Source organism: Anatilimnocola floriformis, assembly GCF_024256385.1.
Taxonomy (GTDB): domain Bacteria; phylum Planctomycetota; class Planctomycetia; order Pirellulales; family Pirellulaceae; genus Anatilimnocola; species Anatilimnocola floriformis.
This window is the reverse complement of the sequence record NZ_JAMLFW010000001.1, coordinates 2,118,896-2,139,144: the sequence shown is the minus strand read 5'-3', so window position 1 is coordinate 2,139,144 and position 20,249 is coordinate 2,118,896. Positions and strand designations below refer to the sequence as shown.

The 20,249-nt window shown below is 58.9% G+C and carries 16 protein-coding genes; 8 read left to right on the top strand and 8 right to left on the bottom strand.

Features of this window, described 5'->3' with window-relative positions; genetic code table 11:
* Positions 1 to 54 precede the first annotated feature (54 nt).
* From M9Q49_RS08455 to M9Q49_RS08445, 3 genes are all read right to left on the bottom strand, one after another.
* Positions 55 to 810, bottom strand: a complete 756-nt coding sequence (locus M9Q49_RS08455; protein WP_254508282.1) for a hypothetical protein — start codon at positions 808 to 810, stop codon at positions 55 to 57.
* 596 nt (positions 811 to 1,406) lie between these two features.
* The gene (locus M9Q49_RS08450) at positions 1,407 to 2,432 is read right to left on the bottom strand and encodes a sugar phosphate isomerase/epimerase family protein (RefSeq protein WP_254508281.1); all 1,026 of its coding nucleotides are present in this window, start codon (positions 2,430 to 2,432) and stop codon (positions 1,407 to 1,409) included.
* Positions 2,433 to 2,495: 63 nt separating this feature from the next.
* Positions 2,496 to 3,239 (bottom strand): glucosamine-6-phosphate deaminase, encoded by a 744-nt coding sequence (locus M9Q49_RS08445; protein ID WP_254508280.1) that lies wholly within the window; start codon positions 3,237 to 3,239, stop codon positions 2,496 to 2,498.
* 138 nt (positions 3,240 to 3,377) lie between these two features.
* Here M9Q49_RS08445 and M9Q49_RS08440 point away from each other — a divergent pair, with 138 nt between their 5' ends.
* From M9Q49_RS08440 to M9Q49_RS08425, 4 genes are all read left to right on the top strand, one after another.
* Entirely contained in the window at positions 3,378 to 3,542 is a 165-nt protein-coding gene (locus tag M9Q49_RS08440) for a hypothetical protein (protein ID WP_254508279.1), read from the top strand.
* Between the two features lie 390 nt (positions 3,543 to 3,932).
* Positions 3,933 to 4,442, top strand: a complete 510-nt coding sequence (locus M9Q49_RS08435) for a hypothetical protein (RefSeq protein WP_254508278.1) — start codon at positions 3,933 to 3,935, stop codon at positions 4,440 to 4,442.
* A 256-nt stretch (positions 4,443 to 4,698) separates the two neighbouring features.
* The gene (locus M9Q49_RS08430) at positions 4,699 to 5,820 is read left to right on the top strand and encodes an FHA domain-containing protein (RefSeq protein WP_254508277.1); all 1,122 of its coding nucleotides are present in this window, start codon (positions 4,699 to 4,701) and stop codon (positions 5,818 to 5,820) included.
* Positions 5,821 to 5,901: 81 nt separating this feature from the next.
* A complete protein-coding gene (locus tag M9Q49_RS08425) occupies positions 5,902 to 6,192 on the top strand; it encodes a PAAR domain-containing protein (RefSeq protein WP_254508276.1) in 291 nt (96 codons plus the stop codon).
* Positions 6,193 to 6,197: 5 nt separating this feature from the next.
* On the opposite strand, the gene M9Q49_RS08420 is transcribed toward M9Q49_RS08425, so the two are convergent.
* Positions 6,198 to 6,938 (bottom strand): hypothetical protein, encoded by a 741-nt coding sequence (locus tag M9Q49_RS08420; protein ID WP_254508275.1) that lies wholly within the window; start codon positions 6,936 to 6,938, stop codon positions 6,198 to 6,200.
* Positions 6,939 to 6,990: 52 nt separating this feature from the next.
* On the opposite strand from M9Q49_RS08420, the gene M9Q49_RS08415 reads away from it, so the two are divergent.
* The 3 genes from M9Q49_RS08415 (at position 6,991) to M9Q49_RS08405 (ending at position 10,102) form a co-directional block, all read left to right on the top strand.
* Positions 6,991 to 8,196 (top strand): cysteine desulfurase family protein, encoded by a 1,206-nt coding sequence (locus M9Q49_RS08415; protein ID WP_254508274.1) that lies wholly within the window; start codon positions 6,991 to 6,993, stop codon positions 8,194 to 8,196.
* 116 nt (positions 8,197 to 8,312) lie between these two features.
* Positions 8,313 to 9,554: a dipeptidase gene (locus tag M9Q49_RS08410; RefSeq protein ID WP_254508273.1), complete on the top strand. Its 1,242-nt coding sequence runs from the start codon at positions 8,313 to 8,315 to the stop codon at positions 9,552 to 9,554.
* Between the two features lie 44 nt (positions 9,555 to 9,598).
* Entirely contained in the window at positions 9,599 to 10,102 is a 504-nt protein-coding gene (locus tag M9Q49_RS08405; protein WP_254508272.1) for a transposase, read from the top strand.
* A 77-nt stretch (positions 10,103 to 10,179) separates the two neighbouring features.
* Here the strand turns inward: M9Q49_RS08405 and mnmA are convergent, their stop codons facing one another.
* The 3 genes from mnmA to M9Q49_RS08390 form a co-directional block, all read right to left on the bottom strand.
* The gene (mnmA, locus tag M9Q49_RS08400; protein ID WP_254508271.1) at positions 10,180 to 11,289 is read right to left on the bottom strand and encodes a tRNA 2-thiouridine(34) synthase MnmA; all 1,110 of its coding nucleotides are present in this window, start codon (positions 11,287 to 11,289) and stop codon (positions 10,180 to 10,182) included.
* A gap of 91 nt (positions 11,290 to 11,380) precedes the next feature.
* Positions 11,381 to 12,733: a Gfo/Idh/MocA family protein gene (locus tag M9Q49_RS08395; RefSeq protein ID WP_254508270.1), complete on the bottom strand. Its 1,353-nt coding sequence runs from the start codon at positions 12,731 to 12,733 to the stop codon at positions 11,381 to 11,383.
* 152 nt (positions 12,734 to 12,885) lie between these two features.
* Complete coding sequence (locus M9Q49_RS08390) at positions 12,886 to 13,836, bottom strand: alpha/beta hydrolase (RefSeq protein ID WP_254508269.1); 951 nt, start codon at positions 13,834 to 13,836, stop codon at positions 12,886 to 12,888.
* A gap of 190 nt (positions 13,837 to 14,026) precedes the next feature.
* Here M9Q49_RS08390 and uvrA point away from each other — a divergent pair, with 190 nt between their 5' ends.
* Complete coding sequence (uvrA, locus tag M9Q49_RS08385; protein WP_254508268.1) at positions 14,027 to 16,891, top strand: excinuclease ABC subunit UvrA; 2,865 nt, start codon at positions 14,027 to 14,029, stop codon at positions 16,889 to 16,891.
* A 106-nt stretch (positions 16,892 to 16,997) separates the two neighbouring features.
* On the opposite strand, the gene M9Q49_RS08380 is transcribed toward uvrA, so the two are convergent.
* Positions 16,998 to 20,111, bottom strand: a complete 3,114-nt coding sequence (locus M9Q49_RS08380) for a PQQ-dependent sugar dehydrogenase (RefSeq protein WP_254508267.1) — start codon at positions 20,109 to 20,111, stop codon at positions 16,998 to 17,000.
* Between the last annotated feature and the right edge of the window lie 138 nt (positions 20,112 to 20,249).

Here is a 20,249-nt window from a genome sequence, read left to right as displayed (position 1 = left end):
TAGCGCTAAGAACTTTTGGGTTGATGAAGGATGAGCGAAGATAGAATCGCGGAGCTAAGCAGCCCGCTTCTCGGCCACGACGCGCCGTTCTTGCCACTGCTGCAAAGTAAGCAACTGCACCTGCCGGCGGCTGCGGAGTTCGCACAGTTCTTCCAGCAGGTTGGCCAGGCGTTGCAGGCCGCGCGGGCCAGCGGAGCAAAGTTGCTGAGCATCGAGCCCCAGATGACGTGTGGCCCGCTCGGGGAGCAGGGTTCGCTGCCGGCAGCGGGCCGTCAGCTGCGATTCACCTTCCCACCAACTCCACCACTTCGGCAAAGTCAGCCGTTGCACTTGCTCCGCCACGGCCAAACCTTTTGCCAGGCCCATGAGCGAGACCGGGCGAAGCACTTCGTGGCCGATCGGCTGGCGGACCGTGCGGATACCGAGTTCGCTGAGCTGCAACCCATTGGCGAAGCTCGATTCGTTGTGGAGCACTAGCGTGCGGATCGAGATCTGCCGGGCCGCGGCACCGGAGATCCGCCGGGCCAGTTCCCGATTGGCTCGCGAGCCACCGGCTCCCCAGCCCAGCCAGGTGCGATCGCCGAGAACTGCCATTTCGTGCGGCAGGTCGGAACTCAGGATCGAGTCGGTTGCCGCCGAGCGAGCCGGATCGGCCACAGCCCAGGTGGCGGCGATCTTGTGGCTGTCGAGCAAAGCCACCAGTTCCGGAGTCAGGTCGTCGAGCCAGTCGAGTTGGCTGGCGGTGGCCTGGCCGATTTCCAATTCCAGGTCGATCGAGATCGTCAGAGAAGACAGATTCAAGTCAGACATCGTTCGGAGTACCCCTGCCGCATGCAGAGCGGCTTGGCGTCTTTCACAACGGAACAGAAAGCCGACCCTAATATTTCCATCGGCGCGGCGTGTGAAGAAATCGACCGATGAAATGGTCGCCTGTTGCTGTCGCTACGCTGTGCAAATTGGACGCGACGTTCCGCGCGTGAATGAGCTCGTCGGTTGTGCGCTGACGATGCGCGGCTAAGCAAACGGAGCGATCGATGCCAAACCATGAACAGCGATTTCGCTCGGCAAATCAAGGCGTTTTTTAACTCACGATCATACGTTCCGATGAGCGTTGCGACGTTCTTCAGCGGGCAACCGCCGTGCGTGCGATGCTGAGTTGCTCGCCGCGAAGAGTAGATGGCGGTTGATATGACAATGAGATTACAAAACGTTTACGAGTGTGCCCGCGTCGACTCAGTTCACGAGTAGATTCCGCCACCGGGCTCGCCCCGGTGGTTCACCGGCTTCTGCACCACTCCTCGGATCTTCTTACATGCGCTACCGAGTAGTGCAGAATCCGGTGAACCACCGCCGCAGGGGCGGTGGCGATTTGAGGCTTTGCTGCCGATGCCGGTTGTAGGGGCCAACTAGAACCCGCGGGCACTGCGCACGTCGTCAAAATCGCGCAGGTGATAGTCGATGCCCACGTAATCGAGCACTTTGCACAAACCACGAAGGGCCACGCCCAGGCCATCGGGCCCGCTGAAGCCGCCGAACTGACCGCCGCCCTTGAGGTGCGGTTCCAGATCGAGAATCACGCCGGGAATGCCCCGCATGGTCAGCTTCTTTTCGATCGCGGGAATCAGTTCCTTGAAGTCCCGCAGAATGGCTTCGTGAGCGCTGTCGCCTAGGTTGGCCGGCACGAAGTGCTTGAGGGCCTCTTCGTCGACGTGCGTCGTTCGCGCCATCCGCTGCGGATGACGGTAGTCCTTGATGTGCATCCAGCCGAGCCCCTTCTTCATCTTTTCGTACTGGTCGAAGGTCTCGGTCGGGCTGAAGCCCTGAGTGGCGATGTTCGCCCCGTCAAAGATCAGCACCATGGCGGGATGATCGACCTGGCGATGAATCTCGGCGAGCAAATCGCCGGTCTGGCCGACGAGATTGGCTTCCACTTCCAGGCCGAACGTCAAATCGCTGCGGTGACAGAGCTCAGCGATCTGACCGAGTTGATCGATGGCTTGCGGCAGGTGATCGGCGGGGTTGGAACCTTTGGGATGATAAAAGGAGAAGCCGCGGATGAGCTTGGTTTCGAAGGCGTGAGCCAGTTCGCAGGCCTTTTTCACGTCTTCGTTGAGGTATTTTTCGAATGGCACGTAGCGGTTTTTCGTCCCATCCTCTTGGTCGAGAAGCTTGACCTTGCCGATTGGTGAACCGAGCGTGGCGACATTCAGACCGTATTCATCTTCGAGGTGACGAACCTTTTGGATCTCCGCCGTCGTCAGCTGCATCACATTCTTAATACCGTTGCCGGCGTCGATGAAGCGAATGGAATAGTACTGCAGGCCCAGCGCGGCAAACGCGGCGAACTGTTGCTCGGCCGTCTTTTGATTGGCTGCTTCATCGCCGAACCCAGAGAGAATCACGGTGGGGCGTTCGGTGGTTTCGTCGGACATGGAGACCTCAAGGAAAGGCAGAAGAAATGCAGAAGTGAGAAGGCAGAATGCAAAACGAAGAGTTTATCGTTTGGATAAGGTCGAAGCGGCGGGTGGATCGAGATAGATCGTGGCCCGAGGGTGCTCTTGCAGGATCGAGGCCGGGACTTGCGGCGTGACGGCTCCTTCGAGGGAGTTTTTCACGGCAGCCGCTTTACGCTCGTCCGGAACGCTGCAGACAATCATGTTCGATTTCAGGATTTGCCGGACCGACATCGAAATGGCTCGTGTCGGAACCGCTTCGAAGGTGGGAAACCAGCCCTCGCCGAACTGCTGCCGGCGGCAGGCGTCGTCGAGATTGACGACGATGTAGGGCTGTTCGGTGTCGAAATCGGCCGGCGGATCGTTGAAGGCCAGGTGGCCGTTCTCGCCGATGCCGATGAAGGCGACATCGATAGGATGCTTCTCGATGAGTTCGCCCAGGCGGCGACATTCGGCGGCGGCGTCACCCTCGGCGTTCAAATAATGAAAGGCCTTGGGCGGTTGCGGCAGCTGATCGACGAGACGCTCCTTCAGATACTTCCGAAATGAAGCCGGATGGGTCATCGGCATCGCGACATATTCGTCGAGGTGAAAGAAGATGACCTTCGACCAGTCGATGTTCGGCGTCTTCACCAGTTCGCCGAGCATTTCGAACTGCGAAGCCCCGGTGGCCACAATCACATGTGCCACGCCCCGATCGGCAATGGCGGCATGGATTTGCGCGGCGCCCGCGGCTGCGGCCCGCTTGCCCAAGTCCTGTTTATCGGCACAGATTTCCACTTTCATCGCACACCCTCGCGTGTTTGATGCTGCGAGCCCGTATTGTTTTCGAGCCAACCAGCATCGTGCGAATTGAAGCGAGAAGCAAGGGGCTGACGTCGCCTGCAAAGTAGCTGAATTCGCCAGAATTCAGAGGCAGCAGTGATGCTTTGGCACGCCGCGATCAACACGCTCTTGCTCGCCCCGCGCCAAACCCGCAATCGTGGGCCGTGTCAAGCGGGCCTTGGCGGTCTACGGCCGTTTGCTAGATTGCTGGCCACGGTTGGCTTGTGGGGTGTTGATGACGAACATCTGCAAGCCGGGTTTTAGGGGCAAAGTGCCCGTTATTCATTCCTACTTGCGTGGCTGTTTCCTTGGTCGACAACCGACCAGACCACGCCGATTTTAACCCCACCTATCGGCTCGCGAAGCGAGCCTCGATTTCCTGCCGTTAATGTTGTGCCGCGATGGCGATGGCACGCTCGATCAGGCGACGGCCTGTTCATGCGGTGTTGTTGCGCGGTGATTTCGCGCCAGGTTCATGGAATTTGCTGAAGCTGCCACCGGGCAGTGGCGGCGACTGCCTGGACTGCGCGCGTCAAAGCCTGTCAGACACGGAAGTGACTGACTACAGGAGCATGTCTTGGAAGGAGCACAGTCATGTGAGGCCGCATGAAGTTGTTGTTGTTTGTTTGATTTTCTTTGATGGAGTTTGTTGAAATGAAACGGATTGCTTTGTTGGTTTGCGGACTGGTACTCGTTGTTGTCGCTAACACGGCTGAAGCTCGCCGCGGTCGCAGCAATGGAAACTATTACCAACCCGCCTATTCGCAACCGGTGACCGTGCAGAAGCCCGTTACCACTGCACCCGCCCCCACAACCGCGCCCGCCACGGAAGCTGCCAAGGCGCAACCGGTGAAGGCGACTCCCGTGTCGCTCACCACAACAACCACGGCCACTGCCACGACAGCGAAGGCCGCAACTGCCACCACCGTCGTCAAGAGCAAGTTCGACACTTCGTCGGCTCAAGGTGTGGCCAACATCATGGCTGCCAATGGCTACGTCGGCCACTTCGGCGGCAACCCCGGCTACGAAGGCTGCGGCATGGCTGGAACGAAAGAAGGCGCCTACGCCATTTGCTGCTACGCCAACAGCGGCATGGCGACGGTCGACGTCGGTTATGCTCAAGGTTCGAACGGCATGTGGTATTGCTGCCGTCGGTACCGCTAAGCTGCAGTAACTAAATGCTGCAATCAATTGCAGTAATCAAAGCTGTTTCCCGAAAAAGCCCTGCAAGGATGCGGGGCGTTTCTTTGCGCACTCTCAAATGCATCTTCTGGCACGCTGCTGTTGCAAAACTGCTCCGCCTGCGCTGGGGGAACAACCCTTGGCAACGTCGCTCCGCAGCAGGTAAGTTAGTGCGAGTCGCACGGCGGCCTCTCATGTCGCCGAATGCCGACCGGTCCATTTCCAGAAACGGGACTCCATGCGCGCGTTTTTGCAGGTCATCAAAGGCCCCGGCCTGGGTCGCAAGATCACTCTTCGCGAAGGGCAGTTGATGTACGTCGGGCGAACGACGGCCGACATCAACTTTCCCGAAAATCCGGAAATGTCGAGCGTCCATTTTTCCATCCAATGGTTGGGAAATGAATGCCAGTTCAAAGATCTGAACTCCGCCAACGGCAGCTTTCGCAATGGCGAACGAGTGACTGATTCGCTCGTCTACAACGGTGATGAAATCCGCGCCGGCCAGGCCATTTTTCGCGTGGTGATGGGCGAGGAAGGCGAACTTTCAAATCCCGCCATGCCGGAATATGCCAAGCCGGCCGTGCAGCCGACCTGGTCAACCACAAAACACGAAGCCCCGCCTCCCAGCGGTGGCACGAGCGGACGAATTCCGGCGCAGCAACCGCCACAGCAGAATACTCCGCAATCGACTTTTCAGCCGTCATCTCCGCCGCCGGCCCAAACTCCACCTCCCGCGCCAGCTCCGCACGCGCATGCTCATCCGTCGGCGCCGATTGCCGTGAATGCCGGCATGCCGTCGGCCGAGGGGAGCGTCGGTTTGCTCATCGCCACGGCTACCGATGTGGTGCAGATCGCGCCCGTCGACGACGACACGAAAAAACTCGCCAAGCCCGATTGGAACACACCGCAATTTGTTGAATCACTCGCCGGCCAGGAAAAATTTCTCGATGCGATTCGCGTTCTCGCGTTCGCAATGGGCAAGTTGACTGTCATCGAGTGGGCTCACCGCTGCGTGAACATTGGTTGCGGCGAAGGCTTGTCGAAAATCGACGCAAATGCACTCGACCTAGTGCAGCGCTGGTTGGGCGACCGCAGCGAAGGATTGCGGCGTGAGATTTATGCCGCCTCGCAAGCAGCCGATCACGGTACCGCGGCCAGCTGGGTCGCGATGGCCGCTTTTTGGAGTGAAGGGAGCATGGGCCCGCCACCGCCAGCGCCGCCACTTGCGCCGGGACCGACCCAATGTGCTCACGCGGCAACCGGAGCCATTTTGCTTGCTGCCGTGGCCAAGCAACCCGAAAAAGCCCCCGATAAGTATCGCGAATTTCTGCGAGTCGGCCTCGAAATGGTCAAAGGTTGAGCTGTTTCGGAATAATTTCCGCAACCGTGCCAATTTCAGGGCGATAATTCACTACAGCCAGAAATCAACAGGAGCCACGCCATGGGCATGCCTTGCGCTCGCGTCACTGATATGCACGTTTGTCCGATGATCACGGTTCTCGTGCCGCACGTCGGCGGACCGATCTTGCCGCCGGGTGGCATTCCCACGCTGGTGGGCGGCATGCCGCCAGCCCGAGTCGGTGACATGTGCGTCTGCGTCGGCCCGCCCGATGTCATCGCGCTCGGCAGCTTCATCACTTTTTTCAGCGGCATGCCCGCCGCGCGCATGGGCGACCTGACGGCCCACGGCGGCTCGATTGTGCTCGGTCACCCGATGACGCTCATCGGCTAGGCGACTTACTTAATTAAGAACGTGCCGAGATCGGTATCGCCCGCGATCGTGATATCGACTCGACCGCTCTTCCATTCGATCTCTTTGTCCTTCTGCTTCACCTTCTGCACGAAGCCCTTTTCGCGCCACACGATAAACGTGTACTTGCCGTCCGGCACGTGCGGAATGGTCAGCACGCCGGCCGAGTCGCTCGCGCCGAAGTAAGGATGGTCCTGGATGAGTACCCAGTCACCCATCCAAGTGTGAATCGAGCAGCTCAGCGGCATCGGCACCTTCTCGGCTTTGGGAAGTTTGAACGACTGCGAACCGCCGGCCGGGATCAGTTCGTTGAAGGAATTGTTCGCAAAGAAATCACCTTTGGTGTTGTGTGCGATCGCATCGGGGTTGCCGACGACGAGCGTTTGCGTGTTTTGCAGCAGCGTGATCCGCGGCTCGTAGCGACAGCCTTTGTTGTCGACCTTCACTTCCTTCGGCAAGTCTTTGATGTCCGGGTTTACCGGCGCTTTAAACTTGCTGCTCGTTTGCATCCACATCACGACGTTCTGCACACCGCCGTTTTTTCCGACCACAAGCCCTTCCTCGACGACCCCAAGCGGAGCACAAAACGGCACCGCCGCAACACCCGCCGGCACGGCTGCCTTGGGTGGAACGCCGTCGTACTTGAATGCGAGCTTCAGCGTGCCGTCGGCAGCACTCGCAGGGACGGTGGACAACAGAGCGAGCACAACGGGCAGGAAGCGACTCATCGAAAACTCCTGGAGAGAGATGGAGTGTGTGCAGCTAAGTATGTGAGTTAATATGAGTGGAATGCAACTGCCGATTTATCTCGATAACCATGCCACGACCCGCGTCGACCCCCGCGTGGTCGACGCCATGCTGCCGTTTTTCACGCAGATCTATGGCAATGCCGGCAGCACCAGTCATTCCTTCGGCTGGGAAGCGAAAGCCGCTGCTGATGATTCGCGCGCTCGCATCGCCGCCGCGATCGGTGCCAATGAACGCGAGATTATCTTCACCAGCGGCGCTACCGAAAGCAACAACCTGGCCATTCGCGGCACGTGCGAACGGAATCGTCGCCGCGGCAATCACATTGTCAGCGTCACGACCGAACACAAAGCCGTGCTCGATCCGCTGAAGAAGCTCGCGCGGAAGGGCTTTGAAGTTACTTTGCTACCGGTTACTCAAATCGGCGATCCGCTAACCGGCATCCTCAAGCCTGAACAAGTTGCCGCCGCGCTGCGCGAGGAAACTTGTCTGGTGAGCGTGATGCTCGCCAATAACGAAATCGGCTCGATAGCACCCATCTCCGAAATCGGCGCGATCTGCCGTGAACGCGGCATTCCTTTTCAATGCGACGCCACCCAAGCGGTCGGTAAGATCCCAGTCGATGTCTCACAACTCAACGTCGACTTGATGTCGTTCTCGGCGCACAAGATGTATGGGCCGAAGGGAATCGGCGCACTCTACGTCCGCCGCGGCACACGACTCGAAGGGCAGATCGATGGCGGCGGTCAGGAATACAATTTGCGCAGCGGCACGCTGCCGGTACCGCTGGTTGTCGGTTTTGCCGCAGCTCTCGACTTGTGTCTACAGGAGTTGCCAGCCGCGGCACTGCGTCAGCATCAGTTGCGTGAACGGCTATTTCAGCAATTGAAGACTGCCATTCCCGATTGCTTGCTGAACGGCCCCGAGCTTCCCTCCGCCGAGGATTTATTCTCCACACGGTTGCCCGGCAATCTCAACCTCGCCTTTCCACTCGTTCAAGGCGAAGCGTTAATGATGAGCATGCGCGACGTCGCGGTCTCCAGCGGCAGCGCTTGCACCTCGGCCAATCCCGAGCCGAGCCACGTCCTACGCGCGATCGGCCAGACCGAAGATCTCACCCTCGCCAGCCTCCGCTTCGGCATCGGCCGATTTAACACGGCGGAAGAAATCGACTTTGCCGCCCGATTGGTGATTGAAAACGTCCGTCGTTTGCGGGAACTTAGCAGTCTAGCCCAGTAGGCCGGAACAAGCGGTACTCCGCACAGTTCCGGCGTGAAGCGCGCTTCATCTTCGATTGCCAATCCTGTCGGAACTGCGCGAGTACGCTTGTTCCGGCATACATCTACTCACAACCCATGAACCAACCATCCCGCCGCGAATTTCTCCGCACTACCGCTGCTACCACGGTCGCACTCGCAGCGACGAGTTGCTTCGCTCAAGAAGCGAAGAAGGAACGGCCCAAAGTCGTTCTCACCGACGAAGGTCGCCGCGTGCATGCAGCCGGTTTTGTCTTCGACGGCCACAACGACTTGCCGTGGGAGATGCGAAAGGAAGCGAGCAGTTCGTTCGATAAGCGAGACATCGCAGTCGACCAGCCGAAGATGCACACCGACATTCCGCGGCTGAAGGCGGGCAACGTCGGCGCGCAGTTCTGGAGCGTTTATGTACCCGCCGAAACTTCGAAGGACGGCACGGCGCTTTTGAAAACGATCGAGCAGATCGAGCTCGTTCGCGAGATGATCAAGCGCTATCCGCAGACCTTTACCGCCGCAGTGACGGTGGCCGATATCGAAGCGGCTCGCAAAGAGGGGAAGATCGCCTCGCTCATCGGCGTCGAAGGCGGCCATTGCATCGAAGATTCGATCGAGAACCTTCGCCGGCTGAAGAAGCTAGGCGCTGGGTACATGACGCTCACGCACAGCGACACGCTCGGCTGGGCCGACGCGGCGACCGACACCGCGAAGCACAACGGCCTCAGTCCCTTCGGCGAGGAAGTGGTTCGCGAAATGAACCGCCTCGGCATGCTCGTCGACCTGTCGCACGTCAGCGATGCCACGATGCGGGCTGCGCTCAAGGTCACCAAGGCCCCGGTCATCTATTCGCATTCATCGGCGCGGGCCATCGCTGGCCATCCGCGGAACGTCCCCGATGATGTCCTCAAGCTCGTCAAGGAAAACGGCGGTGTGGTGATGGTCAATTTTTTCTCCGGCTTCGTGGTGCCGGAATCGGCCAAGATCCTTAGTGAGATGTTCGCCGTCTCGCGCGAGCTGCGGGCCAAGTTCCCCAACGAAGAAGACTACAGCCGCGAGAGGAAAAAGTGGGAGGCCCGCAATCCCTATCCTGCCGGCGACATTCACGACGTCGTCGACCACATCGAGCACATCGCCCGCGTCGCCGGCAAGGAATGCGTTGGCCTTGGGAGCGACTACGACGGTATCAGCAAATGCCCGGCGCAACTCGAAGACGTCTCGACCTATCCGCTGATCACGCAGGAACTGCTCAACCGCGGTTGGAAGGCCGACGAAATCCACGCTTTGATGAGCGGCAACATCATCCGCGTGATGAAGCGTGCCGAAGAAGTGGCAGGTAGCCCGTAGCGTGAGCGAGGGAGTACTCCTGCCGCCTTTGGAAATCGCCAGCCATGTCCAACGAACCACCGATCGCGTTTTTGTTTACATGGTCGACCTATGGAACATGGCTTCCCGGAGATTCACGAGGTTGGGTGGAATATAAGAAGGGGCTGCAATTGCCTGACCCGCTGCGTGAATTGGAAGCTCAGGCGATGATGACCTACGACGCCGTCTGGCTAGACGAGGTGCAGCGAGATCATGTAAATCGACAAATCGCGGAAACATGCCAGCACAAGAAATGGCAACTGTTTGCAGCGAACTGTCGATCCAACCATGTGCATGCCGTCGTATCAGCGAGCACGCCGAAAATCATGCGAGCCCAAATGAAAGCCTGGTGCTCTCAAAAGTTGAACAAACTTTTGAAAGCAGACGCGAATCCAATTAAGCAGGCAGTTGCAGAATGGTGGGCGGATCGTGGGAGCATTCGCTGGATTTTTAATGATGAAGGAGTCGAAGCTGCCACGTTCTACGTGCGGGATGAGCAGGATAACCCGCGACGTTTCATGAAAGACTAGCGGTAATGAAACGTTCGCGCAGATTGCCTCCGGCGGGCACCCTCGCTAACGCTACGGGCTACCTTCTTGCAGCCGCTTTACTCAATCCACCCGCCGCCGATAACCGTATCGCCGTCGTAGATCACAACGGCCTGCCCAGGCGAAACTCCGTGGCGGGGTTCGTCAAAGACAACGCGCAACCGCCCCTCCGGCAGCAATTCAGCAACCGCCGTCGCCGGTGGGCTGTTGTAGCGAATCTTCGCCGTGCAGCGGAATTCACCGGTCGGCGGTTCGACCTGCCAGTTGCACTGATCGGCAGTCAGCTCGCGGCGAGCGAGTTCGTGATGTTCGCCGATCACAACGCGGCGAGTTTCTGGTTCGATACGAACGACGAAATAAGGTTCGCCCATCGCCACGCCCAAACCTTTACGTTGGCCGATCGTGAAACCCTCAATGCCTGGATGCTTGCCGACGACTTTGCCGGCAGTCGTGACGATTTCGCCGCTGGTGTCTTGCTCAGCGCGTCTTTGACGGACGAAATCGCCGTGATGACCGCTGGTAACGAAACAGATCTCCTGGCTGTCACGCTTGTCGGCCACACGCAAGCCCACATGTGCCGCCAGTTCGCGGATCTTCGGCTTCATGAAGTCGCCGATCGGCAGCAGCATCCGCGGGAGCCACTTCCGCTCGATGCCGAAGAGAACGTATGACTGATCCTTGCCGTCGTCCACGCCGCGGCTGATAGCGGGGCCCGCGTCGGTTTGAATCATCCGCGCGTAATGCCCGGTAGCGACGAACTCGGCGCCGACGCTGTCTGCATAGTCGAACAGCTTGCCGAACTTCAGCCAGTTGTTGCACTGCACGCACGGATTGGGCGTCCGGCCGCGAGAGTACTCGTCGACAAAATAGTCGATGATCTGCTTGAACTCGGCTTTTAGGTTTAGCGCATAGAAGGGAATGTTCAGCCGATCGGCCACCCGCCGCGCGTCTTCGGCATCGCTCGAACTGCAGCAGCCTTGCTTGTGATCGGCGCGGGGATTGAAGATTGGCAGGGTGAACTTCGGCGCGCTATCTACCTTGCAGGCCTCAAGAGCCTCCTCACCATGTCGCATGAAGACGCCGATGACATCGTGCCCGGCCTCGCATAGCAGGTGCGCGGCGACGCTGCTATCGACGCCGCCCGACATGGCTAAAACGATGCGAGACATGATTTCTGGATTTTCAAACAGTCAATAAAAGAGCCCCGGCAATTCGCCGAGGCTCATGAATTCAATTCAACTCGCGGAGCGAGAAGAGTCCTTACGACTTGCCTGGCACGCTGAAGCTGCCCATGCCCTTGCCGGGGATCGGCTGCAGGTACGAGCCATCGGCCAGCGGCTTGACCGGGGCTTCCTGGTCGAACGACAGCAGCTTTTGGTAGTCCGCCAGCGAGCTGTTTTCCCGCAACGCGTTATCCCACTTCACCACTTGGCCCGTGTAGGTCGCCATGCGGCCGAGGATGGCGGTCATGGTGCTCTTGGCGCCCCATTCGCCTTCGTTCGGAACGCGCCCCGCTCGCAGGTCGGCAAAAAGATCATGATGTTCTTGCTGATGGCCGTCGCCACCGAGCTTGCCGAAGTCGTGCAGTACCTTGCCGGCTTCGTCGTAGATCTTCGAGCCGCTCACGTCGGCGCGACCCTTCGTGCCGTGCACGTATTCAGCGACCGAGTTCCAGCAGCCAGGTTGATGGCGGCATTGGCTGTACATGATCGTGCCGTCGGCGTACTTATATTCGATGAAATGGTGATCGAAAATTTCGCCGTACTTAGTTTCGTTCTGATTGACGAGACCACCCATGCCCTGCGCTTCAACCGGATAGCCGTTCTTGATCCAGTTGATCACGTCCAGGTTGTGGATGTGCTGCTCGTTGATGTGATCGCCGCTCAGCCAGTTGAAGTAGTACCAGTTGTTGATCTGGAACTGAGTTTCCGTCATGCCGGGCTGACGCTGACGGAGCCAAGGACGCGAACCGTTCCAATAAGCGCGGGCGAGAATGATGTCGCCGATGGCGCCTTCTTGAATCTTGGCGACCGTCTCCATGTACTTGCGCTCGTGGCGGCGCTGCAGACCGACGGCAACGGCCAGGTTCTTCTTCTTGGCTTCGGCGGTGGCCTTCAGCACCTGATTCACGCCAGCCACGTCAGCGGCGACGGGCTTTTCCATGAAGACATTCTTGCCGGCGTTCACCGCGGCTTCGAAGTGGGTCGGCCGGAAACCAGGCGGCGTGGCGAGGATCACCATGTCGCAATCGGTTTCGAGCACCTTTTGATAGCCGTCGAGGCCCACGAACTTCCGTTCGTTCGGCACGTCGATCTTGTCTTTGTGCTGACCCGAAATGCCGCGGTGAGCTTGAGCGACGCTCGATTCCTTGACGTCGGCCAAGGCCACGATCTTCACTTCACCACCCGAGGTGTTGAGCGCTTGAATGGCGGCGCCCGTGCCACGGCCACCGCAACCAATCAAACCGATCTTGATCGTGTCGCTGCCAGCAGCATGTGCCGAGCGCGAAACAGCCAACGGCCCGGCGATGGCAGCGCCAGCGGCGAGCAAGCCTGATTGGCGAATGAAGTCGCGACGCGAGGGAGAGTCGGACTTGGAAGGAGAATGACTCACGAGGAAACTCCGCAAAGTGACTGACAACGGCGCGATTTGCCCCGTTGGGGAAAGGATCTGCTACCCGCAGCATACCGCTGATGTGCGGGAGTTTCAATTAGCGACGGATTTGCAATGTTCGCGAAATTGCCGCGAAATGCTCGTGCCAAGGCCTAAAACGGGCTCTTCCGTTCGGTCCAGCTGTAGGTATCCTGCTTTTCCACCAGCCGCAGCTTCAGGAAGTTGGCAATGTTATTGGCAATCGGCAGGGCCTTGTTAATGAGCTTCGAGCCTTGCAGTTCCGTATCAGGAGTTACCATGAACAGGTCCTGATTCTTCTTGTCGGTTTCGGGATCATTGGTCGGCTTGGGGTGAAAACCTTGCAACTTGGTGTGCAGGCGTTTGGTTTCTGCGTAGGACTTGGCGTCACTGCTTCCAGACACCAGCATGACCGACAGTTGCTTGCGGGTAACTTGATTGGTGAAGAAATCGTTCGCCTCAAAACCCTTGAACGTCGGCGAGGGAGACAGCAGCACGAGGGCTTTCACATCTTGACCTTGCTTGAAGGCCGGCAAAACCGGCGCGGCCCAATCGGCGATCGACCACTGCATGGCCGCCGTGCACATTACGTCGCAGGCGACAATTCCCAGGGCTTCTATATTGCACTCGCCGGCGTTATTTTTTTCGAGCAGGAATTTCTTCCCCGCTTCGATGTCATATGACATGCTCCGCAAGTCGTTCCGCACAAACTTCTCGCGGTCAATTTCCTTGTCGACCCCTTTGATCTTCAGGCTCTGGCCATGCCCGCGCATGTCGATCGTCAGGCACGTGTAACCATACGACTGCAGTAGCCGAGCCAGCCCTTCCAGATCTCCGCGCTGGCCGCCCCAACCATGCAGCAGAATGACCGGCACCGACTTTTTGCCGAGGGTGCCCGGGAAATAGGTCATCCTCAATGCCACGCCGTCCTTGGTCTCGCGGCTGATGTCTTCGGGCTCCGGCAGCTTGGGCGGTTCATTCTTTGCGGCATTGGGAGCCGCATTCTGCGCCGCGGCAGGAATAACACCGCAGACCACCAGGCCAAGCAGCCCGGCGATTGCCAACCATTGACGAAGCACTGCCATACGCAAGTCCCAGGAAAGGTGAGCGATTGGAGAAGAAGGGTGGCAACTTGCCATGAAAAAACTCGGAAGTGAACCCCTGTGCGTAGTTTAAGTGCCGTCGCCGCGAAGATCAATTGAGGAAAACGGGGAAGAGAGGAAGGGTTCTCTTCATCCCTTCCTCTCTTCATCCCTTCCTCCCTATCATGCACCGATGCCAACTCAAGCTCCCTCGCAAGCTGCTATCGCCATCCGCGGCGCCCGCACGCACAACCTGCAAAACGTCGATCTGGACCTCCCCCGCGGCCAACTGGTGGTCATCACCGGTCCCAGCGGCTCCGGCAAAAGTAGCCTGGCCTTTGACACGCTCTACGCCGAAGGGCAGCGGCAATACATCGAGAGCCTGAGCGTTTATTCCCGCCAGTTCCTGCAGCAACTCGAGCGGCCCGATGTCGACTCCATCGAAGGTCTGCAGCCGACCATTTGCATCGACCAACGCCCCGGCAACCAAAACCCCCGCAGCACCGTGGCAACGACGACGGAGATCTATGACTATCTCCGCCTGCTCCTTAGCCGCCTGGGCGATGTCTCCTGCCATGTCTGCGGTCAGCCGGTGCGTACGCAGTCGCTCGAACAGGTGCAGGAAACGCTCCTCACTCTGCCGGAAGGAACCAAGCTGTTGATCCTGGCGCCGCTGGTGCGCGGCCGTAAGGGACAACATGCCGAAGCCCTCGCCGCCGTGCGGAAAGCGCAACTCGTGCGCGTGCGAGTTGACGGGCAGTTGTACGAGCTCGATGCGGTTCCTGCGCTCGATGCGAAGAAGAATCACACCATCGAAGCCGTCGTCGATCGCATTGTCGTTCGCGCCGGCGTCGACTCACGACTCTCCGAGTCGCTGCAACTCGCCGCGCGACACGGCGAAGGCGCGCTCATCGCCTGCTATCTCGAACCGGAAAAAGAACTGCAAGCCAAAACAGCCGGCACCACCACCGAAGGGCTGTGGACCGATCGCCTCTTCAGCACCAAGTTTTCCTGTCCCAATTGCCAGGTGAACCTCGCCGAAATCGAGCCGCGCACCTTCAGCTTCAATAGCCCGTATGGCGCCTGCCCAAAGTGCGAAGGCCTCGGCGTGCTGGAGCAGTTCGATCCTGATCTCGTCATTCCCGATCGCCGTTTGTCGCTGGCGAAAGGCGTGATCGCACCGTGGAAGGGCGTGAAGAGCGCGCCGGTAAAAAAGCTGCGCGCGAAAGTCGAGGCCTTTCTGCAGAAGAATGGTCTATCCGAAGAGACGAAGTGGAATGAATTGCCGGAGAAGGTTTACGAGCAGTTGCTCGATGGAGAATCTGCCGAGACGCCGGATCGATTTCCGGGCGTGTTCACCTTGCTAGAGCAAGACTTGGCCACGGCGACCGATGAAACTCGCAAAGCGCAGCTCGCTTCGCTGCGCGGAGCAGTTGACTGCCGGGAGTGTGGCGGCTCACGCCTGCGGCGCGAGGCGCTGGGCGTGCGCGTCGGCGAGAAAAACATTCAGCAGATCGTAACGATGTCGGTAAGCGCCGCGACAAAGTTTTTCACCGAACTTCGCTTCGGCGGCCAGGACGCCGAAATCGCCAAGCCGATCCTTGGCGAGATCAGAACCCGGCTCAGCTTTCTACAACGCGTCGGCCTCGGCTATCTCACGCTCGGCCGCGGCAGCGATACGCTCAGCGGCGGCGAATTTCAACGCGTGCGACTGGCTACCGGCATCGGAGCGGGACTCGCGGGCATTCTCTACATCCTCGACGAACCTTCGATCGGCTTGCATCCGCGCGACAACGATCGGCTGATCGCTTCGCTCCGCGACTTGCAAACCAACGGCAGCACCGTCCTGGTCGTCGAGCACGACGAAGCCATGATGCGAGAAGCCGATTGGCTGATCGACATGGGCCCCGGCGCGGGAAGCGGCGGCGGCCAGGTCGTGGCCGAGGGAACTCCTGCCGAAGTGATTGCCAATCCCCTGTCGCTCACCGGCGCGTTTCTGAGTGGCCGCGAAGTGATTGCTGTGCCTGCGAAACGCCGGTCAGCCGACTTGCAGAAGGCGATCACCATCACAGGTTGCTCGGCGAACAACTTGCAAAACGTCAGCGCGAGTTTCCCCCTCGGCACGTTCATCGCGGTGACGGGGGTCAGCGGCAGCGGCAAGAGCACGCTGATCAACGAAACGCTCGGCCCGGCGCTCATTCGCAAGCTCGGCGGCGTGGCGCCGAAGCCGCTCGCGTTCGAGTCACTCACCGGCGTCGAACAGATCGACAAAGTGATCGAAATCGATCAGCGCGGACTCGGCCGTTCGGCCCGCAGCAACCCCGCGACCTACACCGGGCTGTGGGATGAAATTCGCAAGGTCTTTGCCGCTACGAAAGAGTCGAAGCAACTCGGCTTCGCTGCCAACCGTTTCAGCTTCAACGTCGCCGGAGGCCGTTGCGAAGCCTGCCTCGGGCAAGGGCTGCAACGGATCGAAATGAACTTTCTGCCGGACATCTTTGTCCCCTGCGGAGTCTGCAACGGCCAGCGTTTCAACGCGCAGACGCTGCAGGTCCTCTACAAGGGAAAGAACATCGCCGAGATCCTGGAGATGTCGTGCAGCGACGCGCATGCCTTCTTCGCCAACTTCGCGCAGATCGAACGCTCGCTCGCCAGTCTCTGCGACGTCGGACTCGGTTACTTGAAACTCGGTCAGCCGAGCAGCACGCTCTCCGGCGGTGAAGCCCAGCGGATCAAACTCGCCACCGAACTCGCGCGGGTCGATACTGGCAAAACGTTCTACTTACTCGACGAACCGACGACCGGTTTGCACTTCGTCGACATTCGTCTGCTGCTCGCGGTCCTGCAGCGACTCGTCGATCGCGGAAACACCGTGCTCGTGATCGAGCACAACCTCGACGTCATCAAATCGGCCGATTGGATTGTCGACCTCGGGCCGGATGGTGGAGATGCTGGTGGCCAGGTGATGTTTGCAGGTACGCCGGAGGAATTGGCGAAAGTGAAAGGCAATCTAACGGGGATCTCGCTGATAGGTTCCCTCGCCGCGGTCCGGGGCTAAAGTCGTCGATCCGCTCCGCGGTCGATGAATGGAGTTCGCCTCTCCATTCACCCCAGGTGTGATATCGCCAGTGAACATGTTTCATCGACCGCGGAGCGGTCGACGACTATTTCTTCTCAGGCTTCGGCTCCACGACCGGCATTTTCACTTCTGTAATCCAATCCCGAAACAACTTCACCGCGGCCGCATCGACGACATTCGTGCCGATCTGCGGCATCTGACCTGATTTTTCGCCGCGATGCGACAGGCGATGCAGGAGCACGCTGCGATCGGGTTCTCCCGGCGCGACGAGCAATGGATTCTCGATGCCGAACTTGTGATGCAGCGGTTTTTCGCCGACGAGTTTCATCTTGGCAAACTCGGCTTCGATGGCGAGGTTCATCTGCGAGTTGCCGCCGCCGGCTTCGATGTGGCAGTGCGCACAGTTCGCGTGCAGATAGGACCGCGCGCGGGCTTCGAGCGGTTCCTTGTCGTCGTAGGGATTCGGCAGCTTCTTGTACTCGTCGGCCTTCTTTACGAACGTCGATTGCGTCGCAGGAATCGGCCGTTGATCGCGCGTGGTTGTTCGCTCGCGATACTTTTCGTTGATTTGCTTTTCATCGAGCCCAGCAGTCTTCCAGGCCGCTTTGATTTGAGCGGGATAATCCGAGTTGCCGCCGCTGATCTTGAGCAAACCGAGTCGCGACAGCGCATCGAACTGATGTTCGACGACGCCGTTGTAATCATGCTCCTTATTCATCTGTCGTTCGGATAAGCCGAGGACGAAATTTGCGGCACGGCTGTGGCACACCATACATTCGGTGCGACTCGGAAACCGCCACAACTGATCGCCGACTTTTTGTTCGGCTCCTTCGGCGGGGACGAGGTCGGCGTCGGTTTGCTGATCGTTCCAGCGATACGAATAGCCCAGCCATTCCCCTTGCTGTTTGACCATGAAACGCGTTTCGATCCACCGCCGCGACGTTCCCTCGCCGAGGGCGAACGACTTCACCAGCACGGCATCGTTGGGGAAGTTCCAACTCTTGCCGGTGTTGAATTCGATCCGCATGTCTTTGTCACTGTTCGCCGGAATCGCGATGAAGCGCTCTTTGTACGCTCCATCGGACCACAGCGGTGAATTGACCGAGTAAGGCACCACACCATCGACCATCGCGTGCTTGGCGACATCGGTGAAGAGTCCACTCTCGCTCAGCTTGCGCGGGAACTTCGGCTGTTCGTTGGTCGGCGGAATTGCTTCCAGGTGATACATGCCTCCTTCGCCGTTGTTGCGGTGATCGAGAACTAGTAGCTCACCGTTCTTGTCGAGCGCGAATCCAGTGATGTTGAACGCCGTGTCGGCGAGCAACTTGTGCCACGTCACCTTCTGCCCGTCGTGCTTGATGCCCCAAATGCGGCCCGTCGAGTGATCGCCGTAGATGTAGGCTCCTTTGATCTCGGGGAACTTATTGCCGTGATAAACCACGCCGCCGGTCAGCGAGCGGGCTTCGGTGTGATGATGCTCCGCCGTCGGCTTGGTGTGCGGATCGGGACCGAGCTTTCGTTCGGCATAAAAAATGTGGCTCCCTTCGTACACGCTCCAGCCGTAGTTGTCGCGCGGGCGAACCAGATAAACCTGCTCCCACAAATCCTGACCGTTGTTGCCGACCCAAATGTGGCCGGTCACCGGATCGGTCGTGATCCGCCAGGGATTGCGCAGGCCATAAGCAAATGTCTCGGGGCGAAAGACATCACCCCCGACGTAAGGGTTGTCCTTGGGAATTGAATATTGCTTGCCTTCGCTGGGATGATCGACATCGATCCGCAGCACTTTCGAAAGCAACGTATCGGTCGTTTGGCCAGCGAGATTCGTATCGCTGTCGCTCGTGCCGTCGCCGCTCGTGATGTAAAGAAAACCGTCGTTGCCAAAGGTTACATCGCCGCCGTTGTGGCCATCGCTGACCCAGGCGATGATCTCGACGGCTGACGCTGGGTCGATATTGTGCGGCGACTTCGTATCGATTTTGTACCGGGTGACGCGGGTCATCTTCGGTCCTTTGATCGGCTTCCCTTTGTCGTCGAGTTTGTCGGTATCGAAGGCGCCATTCCAGCCGAGATACATAAAACCGTTCTCGGCAAACTTGGGATGAAAGGCCAAGCCGTAAGCGGTGCCGCCGTTGGCGATCGGCAGATATTCCTCAAGCGTGGTCGTCTCGGCGTCATCGCGAAAGCGATTAAGCATCGAAGGACCGTACGACTTGTTCTGCGCGATGAGTAGCATCACATCGCTGCCGGGAATCAGTTTTGCGCCGATCGGAAACGTCATCGGCAATTTCGGATAAGCGGCCGTCGTGCGAAACGGCAGCGGCGGATCGGGCGAGCCAACCACTTTCGACGTGGTCAGCGGCTTGTATCCCTGGGGATAAATGCCGAACTTCTTCCCCTGCGGCTCTTCCTGCGGCGGCAGGAATTTTAAAGTGGCGTAGTCTTCCCAAGCATGAAAATTGGCCTGCTTGAGCGGCGCGATCGTCGAGAGCTCCGGCCCTTCGAAATCGACCGAGTAATCGTAGCGGCAGAGCGTGAATTTCCATTTCTCGTTGTAATCGGGCCGGCCGCCGGTCTTCAGAAAATCGGTCCAGGGAAACTTCCCTTCGACGGTCCAGCCTTCGTCCTTGTCGGACCATTTATTCAGCGAGCCCTTGAGCTTCACCGCCGCTTTGAAGTCGAATTTCGCATCGTCCTTGAATCGCTGATACGCACTGCCGCCGCGACGTGGAATGAACATATCGAGCTTCGCACCGGCTGCGTTCACTTGAAACTCGTAATACCCTTCCTTGTCGTCCGCGGGCTTGAAAAAAAGTTCGAACACATCATTCGACCAGAGCATACCGTCCTGCTCCTTCACATCGGCATACAGATCGGCGTCTTCCATTTCGGCGAAGAAGTAAAGATTGTCTTTGTCCCACAACAGCTTGGCCTTCGTCGCGGTCCGACCCGCGCGAGCCTTCGCGCCGAGCCAAGGGAGATGAAAACCATCGATCACCTCGGCCGTTTCCCAAGCGGGGTCTTTGGCGAGCCCATCGATTTCGATTGGCAACTGCGTGAATTTGCAGTTGAACTCGGTCGGCGGCCGCGTGAACGGTTTTTCGGTCGGCTTGTTATCTTCGGCGAATACAAAAGAGGCGAAGAGGCAAACGAAGAGCGCGAGCATCTCCCGATAACCAGGCAACACGTGACCAGGCATGCGAGAACCTTCTGCAATGGAGGCGGGCAACGGGGGGAGACGCGTCTACTCTAAGTGCCGGTCGGAGGCGAGGCAAGCAAAGCGCTAGCCCCGCGCAAGTGCGGGCCGAATCGAGGAGAATCTCGCGCTTCTGCTGGC

Excerpts from the sequence above, each read along its gene's own strand:
- M9Q49_RS08380 (WP_254508267.1), bottom strand. The coding sequence starts at position 20,111 with ATGCCTGGTCACGTGTTGCCTGGTTATCGGGAGATGCTCGCGCTCTTC.
- M9Q49_RS08425 (WP_254508276.1), top strand. The coding sequence starts at position 5,902 with ATGGGCATGCCTTGCGCTCGCGTCACTGATATGCACGTTTGTCCGATG.
- M9Q49_RS08415 (WP_254508274.1), top strand. The coding sequence starts at position 6,991 with ATGAGTGGAATGCAACTGCCGATTTATCTCGATAACCATGCCACGACC.
- M9Q49_RS08430 (WP_254508277.1), top strand. The coding sequence starts at position 4,699 with ATGCGCGCGTTTTTGCAGGTCATCAAAGGCCCCGGCCTGGGTCGCAAG.
- M9Q49_RS08405 (WP_254508272.1), top strand. The coding sequence starts at position 9,599 with ATGTCCAACGAACCACCGATCGCGTTTTTGTTTACATGGTCGACCTAT.
- M9Q49_RS08455 (WP_254508282.1), bottom strand. The coding sequence starts at position 810 with ATGTCTGACTTGAATCTGTCTTCTCTGACGATCTCGATCGACCTGGAA.
- M9Q49_RS08420 (WP_254508275.1), bottom strand. The coding sequence starts at position 6,938 with ATGAGTCGCTTCCTGCCCGTTGTGCTCGCTCTGTTGTCCACCGTCCCT.
- M9Q49_RS08440 (WP_254508279.1), top strand. The coding sequence starts at position 3,378 with ATGCTTTGGCACGCCGCGATCAACACGCTCTTGCTCGCCCCGCGCCAA.
- uvrA (WP_254508268.1), top strand. The coding sequence starts at position 14,027 with ATGCCAACTCAAGCTCCCTCGCAAGCTGCTATCGCCATCCGCGGCGCC.
- M9Q49_RS08445 (WP_254508280.1), bottom strand. The coding sequence starts at position 3,239 with ATGAAAGTGGAAATCTGTGCCGATAAACAGGACTTGGGCAAGCGGGCC.
- M9Q49_RS08450 (WP_254508281.1), bottom strand. The coding sequence starts at position 2,432 with ATGTCCGACGAAACCACCGAACGCCCCACCGTGATTCTCTCTGGGTTC.
- mnmA (WP_254508271.1), bottom strand. The coding sequence starts at position 11,289 with ATGTCTCGCATCGTTTTAGCCATGTCGGGCGGCGTCGATAGCAGCGTC.
- M9Q49_RS08435 (WP_254508278.1), top strand. The coding sequence starts at position 3,933 with ATGAAACGGATTGCTTTGTTGGTTTGCGGACTGGTACTCGTTGTTGTC.
- M9Q49_RS08410 (WP_254508273.1), top strand. The coding sequence starts at position 8,313 with ATGAACCAACCATCCCGCCGCGAATTTCTCCGCACTACCGCTGCTACC.
- M9Q49_RS08390 (WP_254508269.1), bottom strand. The coding sequence starts at position 13,836 with ATGGCAGTGCTTCGTCAATGGTTGGCAATCGCCGGGCTGCTTGGCCTG.